Raw genomic sequence first — 19,608 nt, 5'->3', positions numbered from 1 at the left:
TTTTTTACGGAACGAGTGTGCCCTCTTCGAGGCCTCCCGCTGTCCGGATCAGCCGCGCTGACGGGCCCGGCGGGCCGGCCTCGGGCTCTCGATCGGGGTCTCCAGATGACCGGTGACCAGCAGGTTCAGGGCCTTCAGCAGGGCGGCGCGCGCGTCGTCGGGGAGGGAGGCGAGGGCGCTCTCGTGGACGCCGTCGACGATCTTCTGGCTCTCCACGGCGACCTTGGCCCCCGCCTCGGTCACCGCGATGATCCGCGCGCGCCGGTCCGTGCTCGACGGCCGGCGCTCGGCGAGCCCGGCCTTCTCCAGGGCGTCGACGGTGACGACCATGGTCGTCTTGTCCATGTCCCCGATCTCCGCGAGCTGCGCCTGGGTGCGCTCCTCCTCCAGGGCGTGGACGAGGACGCAGTGCATGCGGGGGGTGAGCCCGATCGCGTCGAGCGCGGCGGTCATCCGGGTCCGCAAGGCGTGACTGGTGTGGTCGAGGAGGTAGGAGAGGTCGGGCTCGGTGCGGGTGGGCGCCATGGCTGTCATGCCTGCAAGGGTAACGAGGATCGATCCGTCGCGGATTATCGCGAAGTGGACGAATGGAGGGGAGGGCCGCGGCACCCTGCGATCGGTCACCTGTGGTCGGTGGCCGGTCAGGATGGAGCCATGGCGACCCCCCTGCTCTTCCTGGATGTCGACGGCCCGCTGATCCCCTTCGGGGCGAGCGGACGGGAGTACCCGACGTACGCACCGTCGCCGCCCGCGTCCGTGAGCCCGCTCCTCGCGCGGCTCGATCCCGCGCAGGGGCCGCGGCTCGCGGCACTCCCGTACGCCCTCGTCTGGGCGACGACCTGGGAGGACGACGCGAACGCCTGGGTCGCGCCGCGCCTCGGGCTTCCGGCGCTGCCCCTGGTCCGGTGGCCCGAGGACGGGCCCGACCCCGCGCCGGGGGTGCACTGGAAGACACCGGGACTCGTGGCGTGGGCCGACGGGCGGCCGTTCGCCTGGGTCGACGACGAGATCGGCGCGGCCGACCGCGACTGGGTGGCCGCCCACCATCCCGGCCGGGCGCTGCTGCATCGGGTCGATCCCCGGCAGGGACTCACGGCGGCGGACTTCGGGGTGCTTGCCGCCTGGGTGGAGTGACGTTCGGCCCAACCGCCGTCCCGATGGCGGGTGTTGGGTGATACGAGGACCACCCCGCCGACCTCTCGTGTCATCTGCCAGTACGGCGGACGGGCCTCCGCGGAGCAGACTCGACGGGCGCGCAGAACTTCGGGACCACACGACGAAGGACCTCAACTATGCCGAGGACGTCGCGGGGATGGAGCGGATGTGCCGCCGCATCCACCAGAACCTGGTGCCGGGTGGTGAGTTCTTCGTGCTCGCCCAGCGGCCGGACTACCGGTTCGACTGTGTGTCCCTGCCCGCGTACGGCTTCCGCTGCGAGCCGACGGGCGAGGAGGGCGAGGCGGGCCCGCGCGTCCGGGTCACGGCGCTCCTCGAACCGGAGCCGATCAGCATCATCGGCACGGTCCCCCGCCGCGAGGTCTACGAGGAGTGCCTGGCGGCGGCGGGGTTCCGGGACGTGGAGTGGGTGCCGCTGGAGGTGTCGGAGGCGGGCATCGAGAAGTTCGGCGAGGACTTCTGGGCGGACCTCCTCGCCCACCCGCCGCTGGTGATGCTGCGCTGCCGCGCCTGATTCGGGGGCCGGGGCTCAGTCGCGGCGCGGGGTCGGGCGCGTGCCGGCCCCCTGCTCGCGGGTCGGTGTCCCCGGCTGCCGGGGCAGCAGGGTCTCGTCGGCGACCCGGGCGCGCTCGCCGGCGCCGGGCGGCGGGGCCAGGGCGATCCCCGCCCCGGTGAGGATGCCGAGGTCCAGCTCCCAGTCGTGGCGGGAGCGGTCCTCCCAGACGGCGAACGCGGCCCGGACATGGTCCCGGGCCTGCGGCCCGCTCATCCCCGTCACCTTCACGAGGTGGGCGAACGCCCGGTCCTCGATGCCGCGCACCTGGGCGAGGCCGAAGTGGGTGACGGTGTGGCAGTCGGTGCAGAGGCAGATGAGCCGCTTGAGGGTCTGGACACGGGTGGTGGCGTCGTAGGTCCATCGTTCATGGGCCTCCAGCCACCGCCGTGCGGAGCGGTCCTCGCCCGCCCCGCAGGCCTCGCAGCGCTGTCCGGCGCGACCGGTGATCATCCGGCGGAGCCGTTCCCAGTCGGCCTGGGCCACGCAGGACCGGACATTGGTGAACCAGCAGGTGCGCGGGACGAGGTCGACGAAGAGCCCGCTGCCGAGGGTCCGGTCCTCGCCGGGCAGCAGGTCGGGGACGTCGACGGCGGCGGCCCACCGGGCGAGTTCGGTCATCCCGGCCCGGGGCGCGAACCACCGCTTGGCGGCGGGGTCCCAACGGGCCCCGCCGCGCTTGGCCGCGTCCTTCTCGGCGTACGGCACGTCCAGCCAGATGCGCTCAACCGGCATGCGGAACCCCCCTGTTGACCTCGGCCCTCCCAAGGCCGTCTCGGGTCATGGTGGCACGGGCGATGGAAGCCGATAGGGGGGTTCGAGGAGGTTCGGGGCGCTACGAGGAGGGGGTGCCGCGAGGAGGGGGTGCCGCGAGGAGAGGGTGCCGCGAGGAGGGGGCGCTACGAGGAGCGGGGCTGGGTGAAGCGCAGCATGTTGCCCGCCGGGTCGCGGAAGGCGCAGTCGCGGACGCCGTACGGCTGGTCGACCGGCTCCTGGAGGACCTCGCCGCCCGCCGCCCGGACGTGTTCGAAGGTGGCGTCGACGTCCTCGGTGGAGAAGATCACGCCGCGCAGCATGCCCTTGGCGAGCAGCTCGGCCACCGCCTGCCGGTCGGCGGGGGAGGCGTTGGGGTCGGCGAGCGGCGGTTCGAGGACGATCTCCACGTCCGGCTGCGCGGGGGACCCGACGGTCACCCAGCGCATCCCCTCGAATCCGACGTCGTTCCGCACTTCGAGGCCGAGGGCGTCGCGATAGAAGGCGAGGGCCTTGTCGTGGTCGTCGACTGCGATGAAGCACTGCGAGAGCTTGACGTTCATGCCTTCGAAGCTACGGCGGCCCCCAGGATTCCGCTTCTCCGAAACTGATCGATGACCCATGGCCGATGACCCATGGCCGATGACCCATGGCCGATGACCCATGGCCGATGGCCGATGGCCGATGCCTGATGCCTGCTGACTCAGGTCTTCCGGACCGGCCGCGTCCGGACCTTCGCGACGCACGCCGGGATCGCGGCCCCGTCCTCGTGGCGGCGGGCCCGGTAGGCGGACGGCGTCTCGCCGACGAGTTCGGTGAAGCGGGAGCTGAAGGAGCCGAGCGAGGTGCACCCGACGGCGAAGCAGACGTCCGTGACGCTCATGTCACCCCGCCGGAGCAAGGCCTTGGCACGCTCGACGCGGCGGGTCATGAGGTAGCTGTACGGGGTCTCGCCGTAGGCGGCACGGAAGCTGCGGGCGAAGTGCCCGGTCGACATGAGGGCGACGGAGGCGAGCGCGGGGACGTCGAGCGGCAGCGCGTAGTCGCGATCCATCACGTCCCGCGCCCGGCGCAGCCGTACCAGGTCGTCCAGTGCCACGCCCACCAGCATGGCAGGCGGGACGCGGGGGGTCCGAGAGGCGACGGGGCTCCAGTCGACGACGTACACGGTCAGCTTCGCGACGTCGTCGAAGGAGGCGCCGACGTCGGCGAGGGCGGTGCCGACGTCGGCGAGGGCGGTGCCGACGTCGAGGTGGCACTGCTCGACCTGGGCGGAACGAGATCGAGGGCATCAGCCACAAGATGCTCACCCAGAACCTGCGCATGCTGGAGCGCTCCGGCCTGATCGACCGGACTGTCCACCCCGAGATCCCGCCCCGTGTCGAGTACACGCCCACGGCCCCCGGCCGGGCGCTCAGGGCGACGATCGACGGCATGTGCGACTGGACCCACCAGTATCTCGGCGCCATCGAGACGGCCCGTCGCCGCTTCGACACCCCTGCGGCCTGAAAGAGGGAAGGCGCAGTTGCCTCAGCCCGCCGACGTCGACGTCGACGTCGACGTCGACGCGGACACGGACACGTGCGCGAGCAGCCGGTCGAGCGGGCGGGGCGCCTCGGTCAGGTCGAGGGCGTCGACGAGCGAGCGGGCGTACAGGCTCTTGCGGCCGCTGATGGTGCCCATGAAACGCCGCAGCTGCCGCTCGACGTCCCGCTCCCGCTGGGCGGGCTGCTTCTGGAAGATACGGAAGGCCCGCAGGTCGCCCTGGGCGTCGACGACCTGCTGCACCGACTCGGCGCCGAGGGAGCGGATCAGCTCCTCCTCCAGGTCGGCGTCGCACACGTAGAAGCCGAGCGGCTCCATGTCGGAGCGTGCGAGGTCGTGGCCGAGTCCTTCGCGTTCGAGGGCGCCCGAGAAATGGCGCTCCTCGCCTGCGTCGCACAGACCCGCCAGCGTGATGCCGAGCCCCTGGCGCCCGAGCAGCTGCACGAATCTGCCGATGTTGGTCGCCCCGCCGAGCGGAATGACGGCGATGCCCTCCGCGTCGAGGGAGCGGCCGTGTCGGGCCGCGAGCGCGTCGAGCGCGACGTGGTCGCTGACTCCCTCCACGAGCACGGCCGTACGCAGCTCGCTGCCGGCCGCGAGTTCGCGCGCGACCGCGGCGGCGGCCGAGGCCCCCGCGCCATCGGCCGCCCACTCCCTGACCGCCGTCCGGAAGCGCCCCGTCGTCGTCTCCATGCGCCCCAGTCTCTCAGCAGCGACCGCGGAGATCACGAGGATTAAGGAGCCCGGGGCGACTCTTGCAAGCGGCTGCTTGCAATAGTTAGCAAAGGCTGGCATGGTCGGAGCATGGCATCGCTCAACGTCGGCAATCTCGGTGAGTACCTCCGCGAGCAGCGGCGGACCGCGCAGTTGTCCCTGCGGCAGCTCGCCGACGCCGCCGGGGTGTCGAACCCGTACCTGAGCCAGATCGAGCGGGGGCTGCGGAAGCCCAGCGCCGAGGTGTTGCAGCAGGTCGCCAAGGCGCTGCGGATCTCCGCCGAGACGCTCTACGTACGGGCCGGGATCCTCGACGAGAAGGAGCGGGAGGAGCTGGAGACGCGCGCCGTCATCCTCGCCGATCCCTCGATCAACGAGCGGCAGAAGCAGGTGCTGCTCCAGATCTACGACTCCTTCCGCAAGGAGAACGCGGCCGAGGCCGCCGCAGCGGCTGCCCAGGCTGCCCAAGCCGCCGAGGCGGACCACAGCGGAGCTACCGAAGCCGCCGGAGCCACCGGAGCCGCCGGAGCCACGGGAGCCACCGAAGCCCCCGCAGGCGCTCGCGCCGTGGCCGCCGAGCGGCCCGCCGACGCGCCCGATGCCCAACCCGATGCCTAACCGCCCCTGAGCCAGCGCTCGCTCGTACGTCACATCCGGGAGGACCACCAGCATGGCCATCATCGACGAACTGCGTACCCCTCTCTACTTCGCCGCCGGCACCGCGGACCTCGCCGTGCAGCAGGCCAAGAAGGTTCCCGGCCTGATCGAGCAGATCGCCGCCGAGGCGCCCGCCCGCATCGAGGCCGTACGGAAGACCGACCCCAAGGTCGTGCAGGAGAAGGTGACCGCGCAGGCCAAGGAGGCCCAGGCCACCGTGCAGTCGAAGCTCGCCGATGTCGTCGGCGGGCTCGACACGGACCTCAAGAAGCTCGGCGAGACCGCCCAGGACCTCGCCCTGCGCGGCGTCGGCGTCGCCGCCGAGTACGCCGTCAAGGCGCGCGAGAAGTACGAGGAGGTCGCCGCCCACGGCGAGGAGGCCGTCAAGGCCTGGCGTGGTGACGTGGCCGAGGAGATCGTCGAGATCGCCGTCGTGGTCGAGCCGGACGAGACCAAGGCCGAGGAGAAGGAGAAGGAGGAGCCGGTCGCCGTCGCCTCCGACGAGCCCGCCGAGGCCAAGAAGGCGCCCGCCCGGAAGACCACCGCCCGCAAGGCCCCCGCCAAGAAGGCGGCCGTCACCGCCGAGACGGAGTAGGGCCGGGCACCAATACGGGTACCTGATGCGTTGAACCGGGTACCTTGACCGCGAGGCGCTCTTCCCCTCTTCCCTAGGCGGTGCTCAGTATGTTGCGCGCGGGATTCGACTCCCTCCTCACCCTGGTGATGTTCCTGATCTTCACCGGCTTCGCCGTCGCCGCGCTCGTCTTCGCCGCCATGGCGCGCGAGGACGCCTACCGCGCCGCCGAGAAGCAGACGAAGAAGTTCTGGCTGATCGTTCTGGGCATCAACCTCGCCCTGAACCTGCTCTTCCCGATGCTGTTCCTGCAGATCGCGGGTGTGATCGCCGCCATCGTCTTCATGGTCGACGTCCGCCCCGCGCTCCAGCAGGTGTCGGGCGGCGGAGGCGGCCGAAGGGGTGGCGGCTCCAGCAGCGACGGACCGTACGGCCCCTACAACGGCGGCCGCTAGACGTAAGAACTGACAGCAGGAACAAGCAGGACCCGGAGCCCGGCTCCGGGTCCTGCTGTCACTTTCAGGGGTCCAGGGTCTAGCCCCGGGCCCTGTCCCTGTCCCTGTCCCTTTCCAGGGCCAGGACCGCGACGTCGTCCGTCAGCTCCCCGCCGTTCAGCGACCGGACCTCCGTCACCGCGGCCTCCAGGAGCTCGTCGCCCCGCAGGCCCGAGGTCAGCTGCCGGTTGATCATGCCGACCATCCCGTCCTGGCCGAGCCGCGGCGAGCCGGGTCCGGCCGAGCGTCCCTCGATCAGTCCGTCCGTGTACATGATCAGGCTCCACGCCCCGCCGAGCTCGACCTGCCGGCGCGGCCAGCGGGCGCGCGGCAGCAGTCCGAGTGCCGGGCCGCCGTCCTCGTACGGCAGCAGCCGTGCCGCCCGCCCCTGCCGGGCGATCAGCGGCGACGGGTGCCCGGCCAGGCACAGGCCCGCGCGGCGCCCGTCGGGCGCGATGTCGACGGTGCAGAGGGTCGCGAAGATCTCCTCGCTCTCCCGCTCGTGCTCCAGGACCTGCTGCATCGTGGAGAGCAGCTCGTCCCCGCACAGCCCCGCGAAGGTCAGGGCCCGCCAGGCGATCCGCAGCTCGACGCCGAGCGCGGCCTCGTCGGGGCCGTGGCCGCACACGTCGCCGATCATGGCGTGGACGGTGCCGTCGGGCGTACGGACCACGTCGTAGAAGTCGCCGCCGAGCAGCGCGCGCGAGCGGCCGGGCCGGTAGTGGGCAGCGAACCGGAGGTCGGAGCCCTCCAGGAGGGGCGTGGGGAGCAGCCCGCGCTCCAGGCGGGCGTTCTCCTGTGCGCGGAGCCGGGACTCGGCGAGCTTCACCTGGACGGCGTCGGCGCGCTTGCGCTCGACCGCGTACCGGATGGCCCGGCTGAGCAGCCGCCCGTCGAGTTCCTCGCGGAAGAGGTGGTCCTGGGCTCCGACGCGTACCGCCTCGGCCGCCAGCTCGGCGTCGGCGGAGGCCGCGAGCGCGAGGACGGCGTGGCGCGGGGCGAGCCGCAGGATGTGCCGCAGCGGGGCGAGCGGGTCGGCTCCCTCGGCGGCCCGGGGGCCGGGCAGGGACAGGTCGACGAGGACGCAGTGGACGTCGTCGGTGAGGAGCCGCTCGGCCTCGGTGAGGTTGCGGGCCGTACGGATGCGGACCCGGGTGCCGGCGGCGTCCGCCGCGTCGAGCAGTTCGGGTACGGCGAGGGCACCCGCCGGGTCGTCCTCGACGACCAGGAGAGTGAGATCGGTGCGGTCGGTGCCTGTGACTGTGCCTGTCATAGCAGTGGCGTCCATGGCGGTGGCGTCCGTGGTGGCGACGTCGCCGGGTCCCGCAACGGCAGAGACGTTTCTCTGACGCGGTACGGATACGGGCATCGGTCCGGGTTTCCTTCCCTCCCCCCGAGGGTGCGCAGGGCGCCGGGTGGCGTCCCGCCCGTCCCGGACCATAGCGGTAGGGCGGTGCGCAGCGGAATGGCGACCAGCGGGTCGGCGTTCGCGTCGGGATTGGCATATGCCGCGGAAGGGGAGGTACTTGCCCCCGTACGGCCGACGGGGCGCCCCCGAGGCAATGAGAAAGGTCACGCCGGGGCGGCGCCCGCGGTTCCGCCGCGGCGCGTGGACTCCGTCACGTCGGGCGGACGACGCCCAGGATCTCCATCGAGCCGGCCCCCGCGAGCGTCACGTTCCGGCCGGGGCGCGGCGCGTGCACCATCGTGCCGTTTCCGACGTACATCCCGATGTGGCTCGCGTCCTGGAAGTAGACGATCAGGTCGCCGGGCCGCATGTCCTTGATGTCCACGCGCGGCAGCAGGCGCCACTGCTCCTGCGAGGTGCGCGGTATCGGCCGGCCCGCCGTGCCCCAGGCGAGCTGGGTGAGTCCCGAGCAGTCGTACGAGTCCGGTCCCTCCGCGCCCCAGACGTACGGCTTGCCGATCTGCGCCGTCGCGAACTCGATCGCCTTCTTCGCCGCGGGCGTCGTGTCCCCCTTGAGACCGGCGAGGACGCCGGTGCCGAGCCAGGTCGTCTGGGCCCGGGACAGCGCCTGCTCCTCGAGGCGCCGCAGCCGCTCCCGCTCCTCGGCGGCGAGTTCGGACTCCAGCTTCTTCGCGGCGGCGATCTTGCCGTCGATCTCCTTCTTCGCCTTGGCCTGCCGCACGCGGTTGGACTCCAGCTTGGTCCAGTTCACGCCCGCGTCCTTGGCGTAGGTGTCCAACTGGGCCTGGGTGCGGGTCATTTCGCCGAGCAGGTCCGTGGTGGCCTTGGCTCCGGCCTTGAGGCGGCCCGCGTTGTCGAGGAAGAGCTGGGGGTCGTTCGTGAGGACGAGCTGCGCGCCGTCGGGGAGCCCGCCGTTGCGGTACTGGGCGCGGGCGGTGGCGCCGGCCCTGGCCTTGAGGGCATCGATCTTCTCGCGGCCCTCCACGATCATCAGGGCGACCCGGACGATCTCGGCGGACTGCTCCTTCGACTTCTCCTCCGCGAGGTTGTACGCGTCGGTGGCGACGGCGGCCTGGCGGTACAGGGTGTCTATCTCCGTGCGCACCTCCTCCAGGCTCTTCTTCGGAGGCGCGGGCGGGAGCGGCGCGGCGGCGGCCTGGAGGGTCAGCGCGGGCGAGGCCAGCACGGTCAAGGCGCAGATCATGGTGATCGCGGCGGTGGCGTGGCGGCGTCGGTTCACGAGCTCCCCCTCAAGTGACCAAATCTGATTTACCGTCAGTAACTTAGCGGTGACGTTGGCGATAGTGCCATGCGAAACCGTAAAGCAACAGGGGAAAGCGGGGCCTGTCGGGCCTGCTCCCCCCACGGGGGACGAGGGATACGTGCGGGGCGTTCCCGACGTACGGGAAATTCAGCGGCAGTTGGGGAAAGAGAGGTCTCGTTCACTCACGTCCGCGGCGCCAGCGCCTCCCACCGCACCGTCACCTCGCCCTGCCGCCACCGCCGGGGCCCGTCCGTCAGCGGCCAGTCCGCCGCCAGGTCGCGGGCCGAGCGGATCCACCGCTGTCGCGCGCCGAGCGAGGCGTACGGGGCCGCCGCCGCCCACGCCCGGTCGAAGTCCCGCAGGAACGCGTGCACCGGCTCGCCCGGCACATTGCGGTGGATCAGGGCCTTCGGCAGCCGCTCCGCCAGGTCCGACGGCCGGTCGAGCGAACCGAGCCGGGTCGCGAAGGTCACCGTCCGCGGCCCGCTCGCGTCGAGCGCGACCCAGACGTGCCGGCGCCCGATCTCGTCGCAGGTGCCCTCCACGAGCAGCCCGCCCGGCGCGAGCCGCCCGCAGAGCCGCTGCCAGACGGCCGTGACCTGCTCCTCGTCGTACTGGCGCAGCACGTTCGCCGCCCGGATCAGGGCGACCCGGCCGGGCACGGGCACCTCGAAGCCGCCGTGCAGGAACGAGAGGCCCTCGTGCTCGTACGGCTTCGCGGCCTCGACGCGGGCGGGCTCGATCTCGATGCCGTAGAGACGGGTGCGGGGTTCGGCCGTGCGCAGCCGGGCGAGGAGCTCGACGGCGGTCCAGGGGGCGGCCCCGTACCCGAGGTCGACGGCGATCGGCGGCTCGGGGGAGCGGCGCAGGGCGGGCCCGTGGACGGCGGCGATCCAGCGGTCCATGCGGCGCAGACGGTTGGGGTTGGTGGTCCCGCGGGTCGGGGTGCCGACGGGGCGGGTGGTGCGCGGGGCCATGCCGAAAGGTTACGGGGTGGGGGTAAGGGGCGGGGCGCCCCCGGTCATGGGGGTGGAGGGTGGTGCGCCCCGGGCGGTGCGCCCCGGGCGGTGCGCCCCGGGTGGTGCGCCCCGGCAATGAATTGGCAAAGCGGCATCGTCGACGGAAATGAAAGGCTCGGTTCCGGTGTTGTCCAGGCCGGAGGGTGCACCACGCCCTTCCGCCGTCATGCCCCGACGCGTCGGACCCGATGCGTTCGCCCCCGAGCGGAAGGACCGCCGACGTGAGCCAGTACGTGTCCCGGTTCGCCGGTACCCGGCACCGGCACCCGGCGCAGGCCAGGCTCCGGCTCCCCGGCCGAAGCCGCACCCCGCGCCGCGTGGCCATGCTCAGCGTCCACACCTCCCCGCTGCACCAGCCCGGCACGGGCGACGCGGGCGGCATGAACGTCTACATCGTCGAGCTGGCGAAACGACTCGCCGCCATCGACATCGAGGTCGAGATCTTCACCCGGGCCACCACCGGCGGCCTTCCCCCGGTGGTCGAGCTCACCCCCGGCGTCCTCGTCCGGCACGTCGACGCCGGCCCGTACGAGGGCCTGGCCAAGGAGGAGCTGCCGGCGCAGCTCTGTGCCTTCACGCACGGCGTGATGCAGGCCTGGGCGGGCCACCGGCCCGGCCACTACGACCTGGTCCACTCCCACTACTGGCTCTCCGGCCACGTCGGCTGGCTGGCCGCCGAGCGCTGGGGCGTCCCGCTGGTCCACGCCATGCACACCATGGCGAAGGTCAAGAACGCGGCGCTCGCCGAGGGCGACACCCCCGAGCCCGCCGCCCGGGTGATCGGCGAGACGCAGATCGTCGACGCCGCCGACCGGCTGATCGCGAACACGGCCGAGGAGGCCGACGAGCTCGCCCGTTTCTACGACGCGGACCCCGGCAAGATCGCGGTCGTCCACCCGGGCGTCAACCTCGACCACTTCCGCCCCGCCGACGGCCGCGCCGCCGCCCGCGCCCGGCTCGGGCTGCCGCAGGACGCCTTCATACCGGTCTTCGCCGGCCGCATCCAGCCGCTGAAGGCCCCGGACATCCTGCTGCGCGCCGCCGCCGAGCTCCTCGACCGGGACCCCTCGCTGCGCTCCCGCATGATCGTTCCTGTGGTGGGCGGCCCGAGCGGCAGCGGTCTGGCGAAGCCGGAGGGGCTGCAGAAGCTGGCCGCCCGGCTGGGCATCGCGGACATCGTGCGGTTCCACCCGCCGGTGGGCCAGGACCGGCTCGCCGACTGGTTCCGCGCGGCGAGCGTCCTCGTCATGCCGTCCTACAGCGAGTCCTTCGGTCTGGTCGCCATCGAGGCGCAGGCGGCCGGCACCCCGGTCGTCGCAGCGGCGGTGGGCGGCCTGCCCGTGGCCGTACGGGACGACGTGACCGGTTTCCTCGTCCAGGGGCACGACCCGGTGGACTACGCCCGCGCGCTCGGCCGTTTCGTGGCGGACCCGTCCCTCTCGGCGCGGATGGGCGCGGCGGCGGCCCTGCACGCCGGGTCCTTCGGCTGGGACACGGCGGCCTCGGGCACGGCGGATGTGTACACGGCTGCCGTGCACGACCACCGGCTGCGCGAGAACCGCCGTCGCGTACGCTCCCACCATGGCTGATCTCGAGGACGTCCGGCGGATCGTCGAGGACACGTTCAAGGACGCGGAACTGGAGTGGGAGTCCCCCGAACCGGGCTCCTACGTGGTCAAACTCCCCGGCACGCGCAAGCTCTTCACCACGCTCTCCCTGCGCGTCGGACGCCACTCGCTCTCCCTCAACGCCTTCGTCATCCGCCACCCGGACGAGAACGAGGGGGGCGTCCACCGCTGGCTGCTCGAGCGCAACCTCAAGCTGTACGGCGTGGGTTACGCGATCGACGGCCTCGGCGACATCTACCTGGCCGGCAAGCTGCCGCTCTCCGCCGTCACGCCCGAGGAGCTGGACCGGCTGCTCGGCTCGGTCCTGGAGGCGGCGGACGGCGACTTCAACACGCTCCTGGAGCTGGGCTTCGCGTCGGCGATCCGGCGCGAGTACGAGTGGCGGGTCTCGCGCGGCGAGTCGACCCGCAACCTCGACGCGTTCAAGAACCTGACCCAGAAGTCCTCCGAGAAGCCTGCCAACTGACCTCTTCCCGCAGGGGCCTTCTGCTGCCATGCTCACGCCCAACGCAGATCTGAACACCGTTCATATACGTGAAGGGCTCAGGTTCATGGCACTCAGCAGAAGGCAGTTCGTCGGCGGCGCGGTGGCAGTGGCGGGAGCGGCGGGCACGACGGGTTTCACCACACCCGCCCGCTCCACCCCTCTCTGGCGGGAGTTCGAGGCAGCCCCCTACACCCACCCCCAGATCCCCTACGTGGGCCGGGCCGGCGCCCACGGCGGCGCCCGCCGCGCACCCCGCCCCCGCGTCGTCGCGAACGCCCTCGCCCACGGGGCCGTGCCCGACGCCCGCCGCGGAGCGTCCGATGTGCACGGCACCGACTCGGCGCCCGCGATCAACCGCGCCCTCGCGGAGGCGGGGGAGCGCGGCGGCGGCACGGTCCTCCTCCCGCCGGGCACGTACCGCATCGACGACTACCTGCGGATCGGCCACAGCGGCGTCGTCCTGCGCGGCGCGGGCTCCGGCCGGACGACACTGCTCGCCACCCGGCACCTCACCGAACTGATCGGCCCGTACGGCTCCCGCTACGGCGGAGACAAGTCCTCCTGGTCCTGGGCCGGCGGCCTGATCTGGCTCTCCCCGCAGGCCCGGCACGCCTCCCTCGTCGCCGCGATACGGGGCCGGGCCTGGCCCTTCGAGGGCTGGACCGGCAACAAGCGCGACGAGTGGAGCACCCTGACGACCGTCCGGCCGGGCCGCCGGGGCGACCGTACGGTCACGGTCGACGACCCCTCGGCCCTCCGGCGCGGCCGACTCGTCGTCCTCCGCCTCGCCGACGACGCCGACCACACGCTCCTGGAGCACATGGCGGGCGGCGGCGCGGGCCCGGAGGCGTACGTCTGGGACGACAAGACGAAGCTGACCAGCTACGTCCCCTACGAGTGGCCCGTACGGATCACCGCCGTACGCGGCCGGACGGTCACCCTGGAGCGCCCCCTCCCGCTCGACGCGCGCCCGGAGTGGGACCCCCGGCTGATCTCAGGGGCCGAGGCACTCACCGACTCGGGGGTGGTGGGCCTGACCCTGGAGGCGGTGGAGACCCCGCAGTCCCCGCACCTCCTCGACAAGGGCTACAACGGCGTCACCTTCCAGGGCGCGTACGACTGCTGGGCGGAGGACGTGGTGGTCCGGCACGTCGACAACGGCTTCGGGCTCGTCGCCGCCTCCGCCTGCACCCTGCGCCGTACGCGGGTGGAGGGGCGCGGCTCCCACCACCCGTACTTCTGCCGGGAGGGCGCGCACGACAACCTGATCGAGGACTTCCGCATCGCGGCCCGTACGGTCCCCGCCCCGGCCGGCACCCAGCTCCACGGCATCAACGTCGAAGGCCTGTCCAGCTACAACGTCTGGTCGCGCGGCGTGATGGAGATGGGCACCTTCGACACCCACCGGGGCATGCCCTTCGCGAACGTACGGACCGAGATCACCGTCGAGAACAACGGCCGGCACGGCGGCGACGCCTCCGCCGGTCCCCTCTACGGGGCCCGGTTCGCCCACTGGAACGTGACGGTGACGAACGGCCGGGCCGGCCTGGTGAAGATCGACACCATCGCCCCGTACAGCGCGACGGTCGGCATCAGCGAGGTCCGCGAATTCGACCAGACCGACGTCCCGGACTTCACGGGCGAGCTCCACGCGCGCGTGGAGGCGTACGGAAGCCCGGGGTCGGTGCGCCCGGGGAACCTGTACGAGGCACAGCGCGCGCTCAGTCGGCGGTAGCCGCGGCCAGGCCCGCCCGGTACTGCCCCGGGGTCGTGCCGAACTCCCGCCGGAAGGCGTGCGAGAAGGCGTACGGCGTGCTGTAGCCGACGCGTCGTGCGACGGAGGCCAACGGGTCCCGGGTGTCCCGGAGCAGACCGGCGGCGCGGGTCAGCCGCCACCAGGTGAGGTACGCCATCGGGGGCCGGCCGACGAGGGCGGTGAAGCGGCGGGCCAGGGTGGGGCGGGAGACCCCGGCCTCGGCCGCGAGGAGGTCGTTGGTCCACGGAGCGGCCGGGTCGGTGTGCAGGGCCCGCAGGGCGGCGGCGGTCACCGGGTCGCCGAGGGCGGCCGGCCAGGTTCCGGCCGTGCCGACCCGGCTTCCCGTGGCGGCGTTCTCCGCCGTCCAGGAACGGATCATGTAGACGAGGAGCAGGTCGAGCAGGCTCGGCAGCGCGACCCCGGAGCCGGGAAGCCGCTCGGCCACCTCGTGGCCGAGCAGGGCGATGGCGGAGCGGAGACCGGGATCGGCGCCGCCGGTGTCGCCGGCCTGGTCGGCCCGGTTCGGCAGATGGACGAGCGGGGGGAGTTCCGCGAGCAGCGGATGGACGTGGCTGCGGTCGAGCCGGTACTTGCCGCACAGCATCTCGACCACGGCGCCCTCCTCGGACGGCGGCCGTGACAAGGTCCCGTCCAGCCACCGCTCGAAGGGCACGGCGCGCGCGAGCCTCGCCGCGTCGGCGGATCCGTCGGCGATCACGTGCCCGGTCCCGTGCGGCAGCAGGACGGCGTCCCCCGGGCCGAGTTCGACCGGGTCGCCGCCGTCGGGCAGCAGCCGGCAGTGCCCCTCCAGGACGACGTGGAAGCCCGCGCCGTCGTACGGGGCGAGGCGGGTGCACCAGCTCCCGCCGACCCGCACCCGCTGGGAGGAGGGCCGCCCGATCCGTACGGCCGAGATCGCGTCGCTCACCACGTCCATCGCGCCAGCGTAGGCCGTCCGGCGTGGTGTGCCGAGACGTGTTGAGACGTACGCGTATCCGGCGGAGCCGTACGGGCATTGAGAGGCTCATGTGCGCTCCCTAACGTCGAGGGCATGACACAGGAGAGCGCACAGCGCATGGTGGTGGGGGACGTCGAGGTCATCCGGGTCGTCGAGTGGCAGGGTCCGTTCGCGACCGTCGGCGAGCTCGTCCCCTCGGCCGGCCGGGAGACCTGGAAGGACAACGAGGACTGGCTGGCGCCGGACCACTGGGATCCGGAGAGCGACCGGGCGGTCATGGCGCTGCAGACGTGGGTGCTGCGCAGCGGGGGACGGACGATTCTGGTCGACACCGGGGTGGGCAACGGGCGCGAGCGTCCCGGCTCGCCGCAGTTCCACCACTGGCAGGGGGACTTCCTCGGCATCCTCGAACGGGCCGGGGTCCGTCCCGAGGACGTGGACGTCGTCGTCAACACCCATCTGCACGCCGACCACGTCGGCTGGAACACCCGGGCCGAGGGCCGAGAGTGGGTGCCGACCTTCCCGCGCGCCGAGTACCTCGTACCGGCGGCCGACGACGCCCACTTCGGGCCGGACAACGCCTACGGCGGCGGCCGCGACCGGGCCGACCGCTTCGTCTACGAGGACAGCGTCGCGCCCCTCCACCGCGCGGGGCGGACCGTGCTCTGGGACGGCGTCCACCGCATCGACGAACACCTCACCCTGGAGTCCGCGCCCGGCCACACACCCGGCTCGGCCGTGCTGCGGCTCGCGTCGGCGGGGGAGCGGGCGGTCTTCGTCGGGGACCTGCTGCACAGTCCCGTGCAGATCCTCGACCCCGCGCACAACAGCTGCTTCTGCCTGGACGCGCGAGGGGCGGCGGTGAGCCGCCGCCGGATCCTCGAACGGGCCGCCGACGAACGGGAGCTGGTCGTGCCCGCGCACTTCGGCGGGTCGGGCTTCGCCGAAGTGCGCAGGGAGGGGAGCGGGTTCGGTCTCGTACGTAGAGGGGCGTCCGTCAGGCGCTGACGGGGTCCTTCCCGGCGGAGTCGACACCGACACGGTCGCCGTCACCGGTGCCGTCACCGGTGCTGTCGACGGCGCTGTCCTCGGTGCCGTCACCGGTGCTGTCGTCGGCGAGGGCCTTGCGCAGCCGGGTCGTGTACCCGACGGCGGCGAGCACGCCGATCGCGAAGGTCGCCGCCCACAGGACGTTCGGGCCGGGGCCGCTGACGATCGCGCCGGCACCGATCGGGGCGACGAAACCGGCGACGGCCCAGGACATGCCCATGACGCCCTGGTAGCGGCCACGGGCGTGTTCGGGGGCGAGGCGGGCGGTGGCGGCGGCGTTCGTCGGGACGTGGATCATCTCGCCGACGGTCCAGACGACGACGGTCGCGGCGAAGGCCACCACGGAGGAGCCGGCGAGGGCGGTGGCGCCGGTGCCGAGGGCGAAGAGGAGCGAGGAGAGGGTGAGCAGGAGGACGGGGGAGCGCTTGTCGGTCAGCTTGTTGACGAGGAGCTGGAAGCCGACGATCACGATGCCGTTGACGGCGATGACGACACCGTAGGAGGAGGGCGAGAGGCCCTTGTCCGCCATGGTGAGGGGGAGACCGATCCAGGGCGCGGTGAAGACGAGGCAGACGAGGAGGTTGATGAGGACGAGGGTGCGGAAGGGCGCGTCGCGCAGCACGGTGAGCATGCTGACCTTGGCCTCGGCGACCGGCTTGCCGGCCTTGTCGGTCCGGGCCTCGGGACGGGTCTCGGGGAGGCGGAGGAAGACGATGACGGCGCACAGGGTGGTGGCGATGGCATCGACGACGAACAGCGTCCGGTAACCGAGGAAGATCGCGGCGCCGCCGCCGATGGAGGCGATGGCGAAGCCGAGGTTGAGGGCCCAGTAGTTGAGGGCGTAGGCCCGGCGCACGTCGTGGGCGGGGACCATGTCGGCGATGGTGGCGTTGATGGAGGGGCGGACGGCCTGCATGGCGACGCCCATGAGGAGGACGACCGTCGCGATGGCCCAGGCGCTGGTGACGACGGCGAGGGCGGCGGCGGACGCGGCGGCCGCGAGGTGCATGGTGACCATGGTGGGGCGGCGGCCCCAGCGGTCGGTGAGCATGCCGCCGAGCGGGGAACCGGCGACGCCGCCGAGGCCGTGGAGGGCGACGACGAGACCGGCGAACCATGCCGAGTGCCCGAGTTCCACCGTCAGATACAGGGAGAGGAACGTCAGGACGAAAGCCCCGGTCCGATTGACCAAGGTCGACAGCCAGAGCCACCAGAAGCCCTGCGGGAGGCCGGAGACGGTCGCGCTGGCTGATCGTCTGAGCGAGTCGATGGACATATGTGGCCGGCCCCCTGCTATCTGTAAGTACCTCTGACGGCTCTCGTAACTTACGCATCTCAGGTGCCGGACGCCAGCGGATTGACGACGCGCGTCAATCGTCAGAGGTCCATTAGGCTCGTACGCATGGCCGACGCACCGTACAAGCTGATCCTCCTCCGCCACGGCGAGAGCGAGTGGAACGAGAAGAATCTGTTCACCGGTTGGGTGGACGTGAACCTCACCGCGAAGGGTGAGAAGGAGGCGACGCGCGGCGGCGAGCTGCTCAAGGACGCCGGCCTGCTCCCCGACGTACTGCACACCTCCCTCCAGAAGCGCGCCATCCGCACCGCCCAGCTCGCGCTGGAGTCCGCGGACCGCCACTGGATCCCGGTGAACCGCTCGTGGCGCCTCAACGAGCGCCACTACGGCGCCCTCCAGGGCAAGGACAAGGCCCAGACGCTCGCCGAGTTCGGCGAGGAGCAGTTCATGCTGTGGCGCCGCTCGTACGACACCCCGCCGCCGGCGCTCTCGGACGACAGCGAGTTCTCGCAGGCGCACGACGCGCGCTACGCGACGATCCCGCCGGAGCTGCGCCCGGACACCGAGTGCCTGAAGGACGTCGTGGAGCGGATGCTCCCGTACTGGTACGACGCGATCGTCCCGGACCTCCTGTCGGGCCGCACGGTCCTGATCGCCGCCCACGGCAACAGCCTCCGCGCGCTGGTGAAGCACCTCGACGGCATCTCGGACGAGGCCATCGCGGGCCTCAACATCCCGACGGGCATCCCGCTCGCCTACGAGCTGGACGAGAACTTCAAGCCCCTGAACCCGGGCGGCACCTACCTCGACCCGGAGGCCGCGGCGGCGGCCATCGAGGCGGTCAAGAACCAGGGCAAGAAGTAACCCTGACGCGCTGAACCCCGAGAGGAAGCCCCCTCGCCGCCGGAGTCCGGTGGGGAGGGGGCTTCTCCGTCTCCGCGGCTCGGGCGGGCGCTCGGGCGGGTGCGCCGGCGGGGGCTTGGCGTGACGCTCGGCCGGACGGGTGAGGGCGAAACCTTACGGCGGCGGCCCGGCGCATGGGGCCGAGGCGGAGAGGTAGAGGTGCGGGTGAAACCGCTCCTTCTCATCCGAATCGAGAACCTTCGTGCGTCTCCGGCACTCCTTCGCCGCCGTCTGCGGTGCCCTCGCCCTCACCGCCACGCTCGCCTCCCCCGCCCACGCCACCACCGGTGACTTCGGCTACCGGTTCGTCGGGCTCGACGGGACCCCGCAGTCGGCCACGCTGCACGACCCGGCCGGCCGGGAGTGCATCACGATTCCCGAGGCCGCCGACCCCAGCTCCTCCGCGCCGGCCTTCGCACCGCACAACGACACCGACGACTATGCGATGGTCTTCACCGAGCCCGACTGCACCGGCGACTCCTGGACCCTCCGCCCCCACGGCCGCCCGGCCACGGACCGCCTCAAGCTCCGCTCGGTCTGGTTCGCCGGCTAGCGGCAGCCGAAGGACGGGCCCGGTCAGGAAAAAATCACCGGCGCCCGTCCCTCCCTGCCGCTACCGTCCCGCCATGAGCACCCGTTCCCCCCTCCGCCTGGAGAAGGTCACCCCCGCCACCGTCGACGCCGCCCTCGCCCTGCGCGTCCACCCCCACCAGGAGCGGAACGTCGCTCCCGTCGCGCGCTCCCTCGCCGAGGCGTACGCCTTCGGGGAGGCCGCCTGGCCGCGGCTGATCTTCGACGGTGACGAACTCGTCGGCTTCCTGATGGCCTTCCTCGACCTCCAGTGGGACGCGAAGAAGGACCCCACCGACCGGCGCAGCGGTCTCTGGCGGCTCAACATCGCCGCCGACGGACAGGGCAAGGGATACGGCCGCTTCGCCGTCGAAGCCGTCCGCGACGAGCTGCGCCGCCGCGGCGACTCCAAGCTGTACGTCACCTGGGAGCCCGGCGACGACGGGCCCGGCGCCTTCTACGACCGGCTCGGTTTCCGTACGACGGGGGAGACCAGCGGCGACCAGGTCGTCGGCGTGCTGGACGTATAGGGGCGACAGGGGCGGCGAGGGAGCAGAAGGGGTGGGGTGCGGATGCCGCACCCCACCCCTCGTACACCCGATCAGCCCGAGCAGCCGCCGCACTGGCACGGGCCGCCCGACTGGCAGCCGCAGCCGCACCCCGAGCCGCACCCGCAGGCGCCCAGGAGGGGCAGGTGCACCGCCTCGCGCGGTGCCTCCGCCCCGGAATCGGTCACGGTCGTGTTGGGGGATTCGGCCATGGGGGTCCCTCCCTTTTCGAG

The 19,608-nt window shown here is 72.4% G+C and carries 23 protein-coding genes and 1 pseudogene; 13 read left to right on the top strand and 11 right to left on the bottom strand.

The features are described from left to right. Positions 1-48: 48 nt before the first annotated feature. Positions 49-534, bottom strand: coding sequence for a MarR family winged helix-turn-helix transcriptional regulator (locus N5875_RS18055; protein ID WP_338494850.1), 486 nt, complete (start codon positions 532-534; stop codon positions 49-51). 120 nt (positions 535-654) lie between these two features. Between N5875_RS18055 and N5875_RS18050 the strand changes: the two genes are divergently transcribed. Then, on the top strand, positions 655-1,134 hold the full coding sequence (locus N5875_RS18050; protein WP_318208497.1) for a hypothetical protein: 480 nt from the start codon (positions 655-657) through the stop codon (positions 1,132-1,134). Positions 1,135-1,312: 178 nt separating this feature from the next. Continuing rightward, positions 1,313-1,690 (top strand): hypothetical protein, encoded by a 378-nt coding sequence (locus tag N5875_RS18045; protein WP_318208498.1) that lies wholly within the window; start codon positions 1,313-1,315, stop codon positions 1,688-1,690. Positions 1,691-1,705: 15 nt separating this feature from the next. On the opposite strand, the gene N5875_RS18040 is transcribed toward N5875_RS18045, so the two are convergent. From N5875_RS18040 to N5875_RS18030, 3 genes are all read right to left on the bottom strand, one after another. Next, on the bottom strand, positions 1,706-2,464 hold the full coding sequence (locus tag N5875_RS18040; RefSeq protein WP_318208499.1) for a DUF5710 domain-containing protein: 759 nt from the start codon (positions 2,462-2,464) through the stop codon (positions 1,706-1,708). Positions 2,465-2,628: 164 nt separating this feature from the next. Next, positions 2,629-3,045: a VOC family protein gene (locus N5875_RS18035; RefSeq protein ID WP_266967640.1), complete on the bottom strand. Its 417-nt coding sequence runs from the start codon at positions 3,043-3,045 to the stop codon at positions 2,629-2,631. A gap of 140 nt (positions 3,046-3,185) precedes the next feature. Further along, complete coding sequence (locus tag N5875_RS18030) at positions 3,186-3,581, bottom strand: helix-turn-helix transcriptional regulator (protein ID WP_338494844.1); 396 nt, start codon at positions 3,579-3,581, stop codon at positions 3,186-3,188. 173 nt (positions 3,582-3,754) lie between these two features. Between N5875_RS18030 and N5875_RS18025 the strand changes: the two are divergent. Beyond that, positions 3,755-3,991: pseudogene (locus tag N5875_RS18025) on the top strand (helix-turn-helix domain-containing protein); the annotation flags it as partial. 21 nt (positions 3,992-4,012) lie between these two features. On the opposite strand, the gene N5875_RS18020 reads toward N5875_RS18025, so the two are convergent. Beyond that, positions 4,013-4,720 (bottom strand): ATP-dependent endonuclease, encoded by a 708-nt coding sequence (locus tag N5875_RS18020; protein ID WP_338494841.1) that lies wholly within the window; start codon positions 4,718-4,720, stop codon positions 4,013-4,015. 111 nt (positions 4,721-4,831) lie between these two features. On the opposite strand from N5875_RS18020, the gene N5875_RS18015 reads away from it, so the two are divergent. From N5875_RS18015 to N5875_RS18005, 3 genes are all read left to right on the top strand, one after another. Continuing rightward, a complete protein-coding gene (locus N5875_RS18015) occupies positions 4,832-5,359 on the top strand; it encodes a helix-turn-helix transcriptional regulator (RefSeq protein WP_338494840.1) in 528 nt (175 codons plus the stop codon). A 52-nt stretch (positions 5,360-5,411) separates the two neighbouring features. Beyond that, positions 5,412-5,993 (top strand): hypothetical protein, encoded by a 582-nt coding sequence (locus tag N5875_RS18010; protein WP_318208503.1) that lies wholly within the window; start codon positions 5,412-5,414, stop codon positions 5,991-5,993. Between the two features lie 89 nt (positions 5,994-6,082). Further along, a complete protein-coding gene (locus tag N5875_RS18005) occupies positions 6,083-6,427 on the top strand; it encodes a DUF2516 family protein (protein WP_073911664.1) in 345 nt (114 codons plus the stop codon). A gap of 79 nt (positions 6,428-6,506) precedes the next feature. On the opposite strand, the gene N5875_RS18000 is transcribed toward N5875_RS18005, so the two are convergent. The 3 genes from N5875_RS18000 to N5875_RS17990 form a co-directional block, all read right to left on the bottom strand. Beyond that, complete coding sequence (locus N5875_RS18000; protein ID WP_318208504.1) at positions 6,507-7,754, bottom strand: PP2C family protein-serine/threonine phosphatase; 1,248 nt, start codon at positions 7,752-7,754, stop codon at positions 6,507-6,509. A 331-nt stretch (positions 7,755-8,085) separates the two neighbouring features. Then, positions 8,086-9,135, bottom strand: a complete 1,050-nt coding sequence (locus tag N5875_RS17995) for a C40 family peptidase (RefSeq protein WP_318208505.1) — start codon at positions 9,133-9,135, stop codon at positions 8,086-8,088. Positions 9,136-9,341: 206 nt separating this feature from the next. Beyond that, positions 9,342-10,136: a class I SAM-dependent methyltransferase gene (locus N5875_RS17990; RefSeq protein ID WP_338494836.1), complete on the bottom strand. Its 795-nt coding sequence runs from the start codon at positions 10,134-10,136 to the stop codon at positions 9,342-9,344. Between the two features lie 263 nt (positions 10,137-10,399). On the opposite strand from N5875_RS17990, the gene mshA reads away from it, so the two are divergent. From mshA to N5875_RS17975, 3 genes are all read left to right on the top strand, one after another. Further along, positions 10,400-11,767 (top strand): D-inositol-3-phosphate glycosyltransferase, encoded by a 1,368-nt coding sequence (mshA, locus tag N5875_RS17985; protein ID WP_318208507.1) that lies wholly within the window; start codon positions 10,400-10,402, stop codon positions 11,765-11,767. After that, positions 11,760-12,272: a YbjN domain-containing protein gene (locus N5875_RS17980; RefSeq protein WP_338494834.1), complete on the top strand. Its 513-nt coding sequence runs from the start codon at positions 11,760-11,762 to the stop codon at positions 12,270-12,272. Before mshA ends, N5875_RS17980 begins: the two co-directional genes overlap by 8 nt. A gap of 85 nt (positions 12,273-12,357) precedes the next feature. Continuing rightward, positions 12,358-14,028, top strand: coding sequence for a glycosyl hydrolase family 28-related protein (locus tag N5875_RS17975; RefSeq protein ID WP_338494831.1), 1,671 nt, complete (start codon positions 12,358-12,360; stop codon positions 14,026-14,028). Here N5875_RS17975 and N5875_RS17970 read toward each other — a convergent pair. Continuing rightward, on the bottom strand, positions 14,015-14,986 hold the full coding sequence (locus tag N5875_RS17970) for an AraC family transcriptional regulator (protein WP_338494830.1): 972 nt from the start codon (positions 14,984-14,986) through the stop codon (positions 14,015-14,017). The two genes, N5875_RS17975 and N5875_RS17970, sit on opposite strands and share 14 nt — an antisense overlap. 114 nt (positions 14,987-15,100) lie before the next feature. Between N5875_RS17970 and N5875_RS17965 the strand changes: the two genes are divergently transcribed. Continuing rightward, entirely contained in the window at positions 15,101-16,015 is a 915-nt protein-coding gene (locus tag N5875_RS17965; protein WP_338494828.1) for an MBL fold metallo-hydrolase, read from the top strand. Here N5875_RS17965 and N5875_RS17960 read toward each other — a convergent pair. Beyond that, on the bottom strand, positions 16,005-17,333 hold the full coding sequence (locus N5875_RS17960; RefSeq protein ID WP_338494825.1) for an MFS transporter: 1,329 nt from the start codon (positions 17,331-17,333) through the stop codon (positions 16,005-16,007). The two genes, N5875_RS17965 and N5875_RS17960, sit on opposite strands and share 11 nt — an antisense overlap. A 126-nt stretch (positions 17,334-17,459) precedes the next feature. Here N5875_RS17960 and N5875_RS17955 point away from each other — a divergent pair, with 126 nt between their 5' ends. The 3 genes from N5875_RS17955 (at position 17,460) to N5875_RS17945 (ending at position 19,357) form a co-directional block, all read left to right on the top strand. Beyond that, positions 17,460-18,218, top strand: a complete 759-nt coding sequence (locus N5875_RS17955; RefSeq protein WP_318208513.1) for a phosphoglyceromutase — start codon at positions 17,460-17,462, stop codon at positions 18,216-18,218. A 241-nt stretch (positions 18,219-18,459) separates the two neighbouring features. Continuing rightward, positions 18,460-18,810: a hypothetical protein gene (locus N5875_RS17950; protein ID WP_318208514.1), complete on the top strand. Its 351-nt coding sequence runs from the start codon at positions 18,460-18,462 to the stop codon at positions 18,808-18,810. Between the two features lie 73 nt (positions 18,811-18,883). After that, a complete protein-coding gene (locus N5875_RS17945) occupies positions 18,884-19,357 on the top strand; it encodes a GNAT family N-acetyltransferase (protein WP_338494822.1) in 474 nt (157 codons plus the stop codon). 71 nt (positions 19,358-19,428) lie between these two features. Here N5875_RS17945 and N5875_RS17940 read toward each other — a convergent pair whose 3' ends face one another. Next, positions 19,429-19,587, bottom strand: coding sequence for a hypothetical protein (locus N5875_RS17940; RefSeq protein ID WP_318208516.1), 159 nt, complete (start codon positions 19,585-19,587; stop codon positions 19,429-19,431). Positions 19,588-19,608 lie beyond the last annotated feature (21 nt).

It is taken from the genome of Streptomyces sp. SJL17-4 (assembly GCF_036826855.1).
GTDB lineage: Bacteria > Actinomycetota > Actinomycetes > Streptomycetales > Streptomycetaceae > Streptomyces.
The sequence above is the reverse complement of the archived record's forward strand: the minus strand, read 5'-3'. Positions and strand labels throughout refer to the sequence as shown.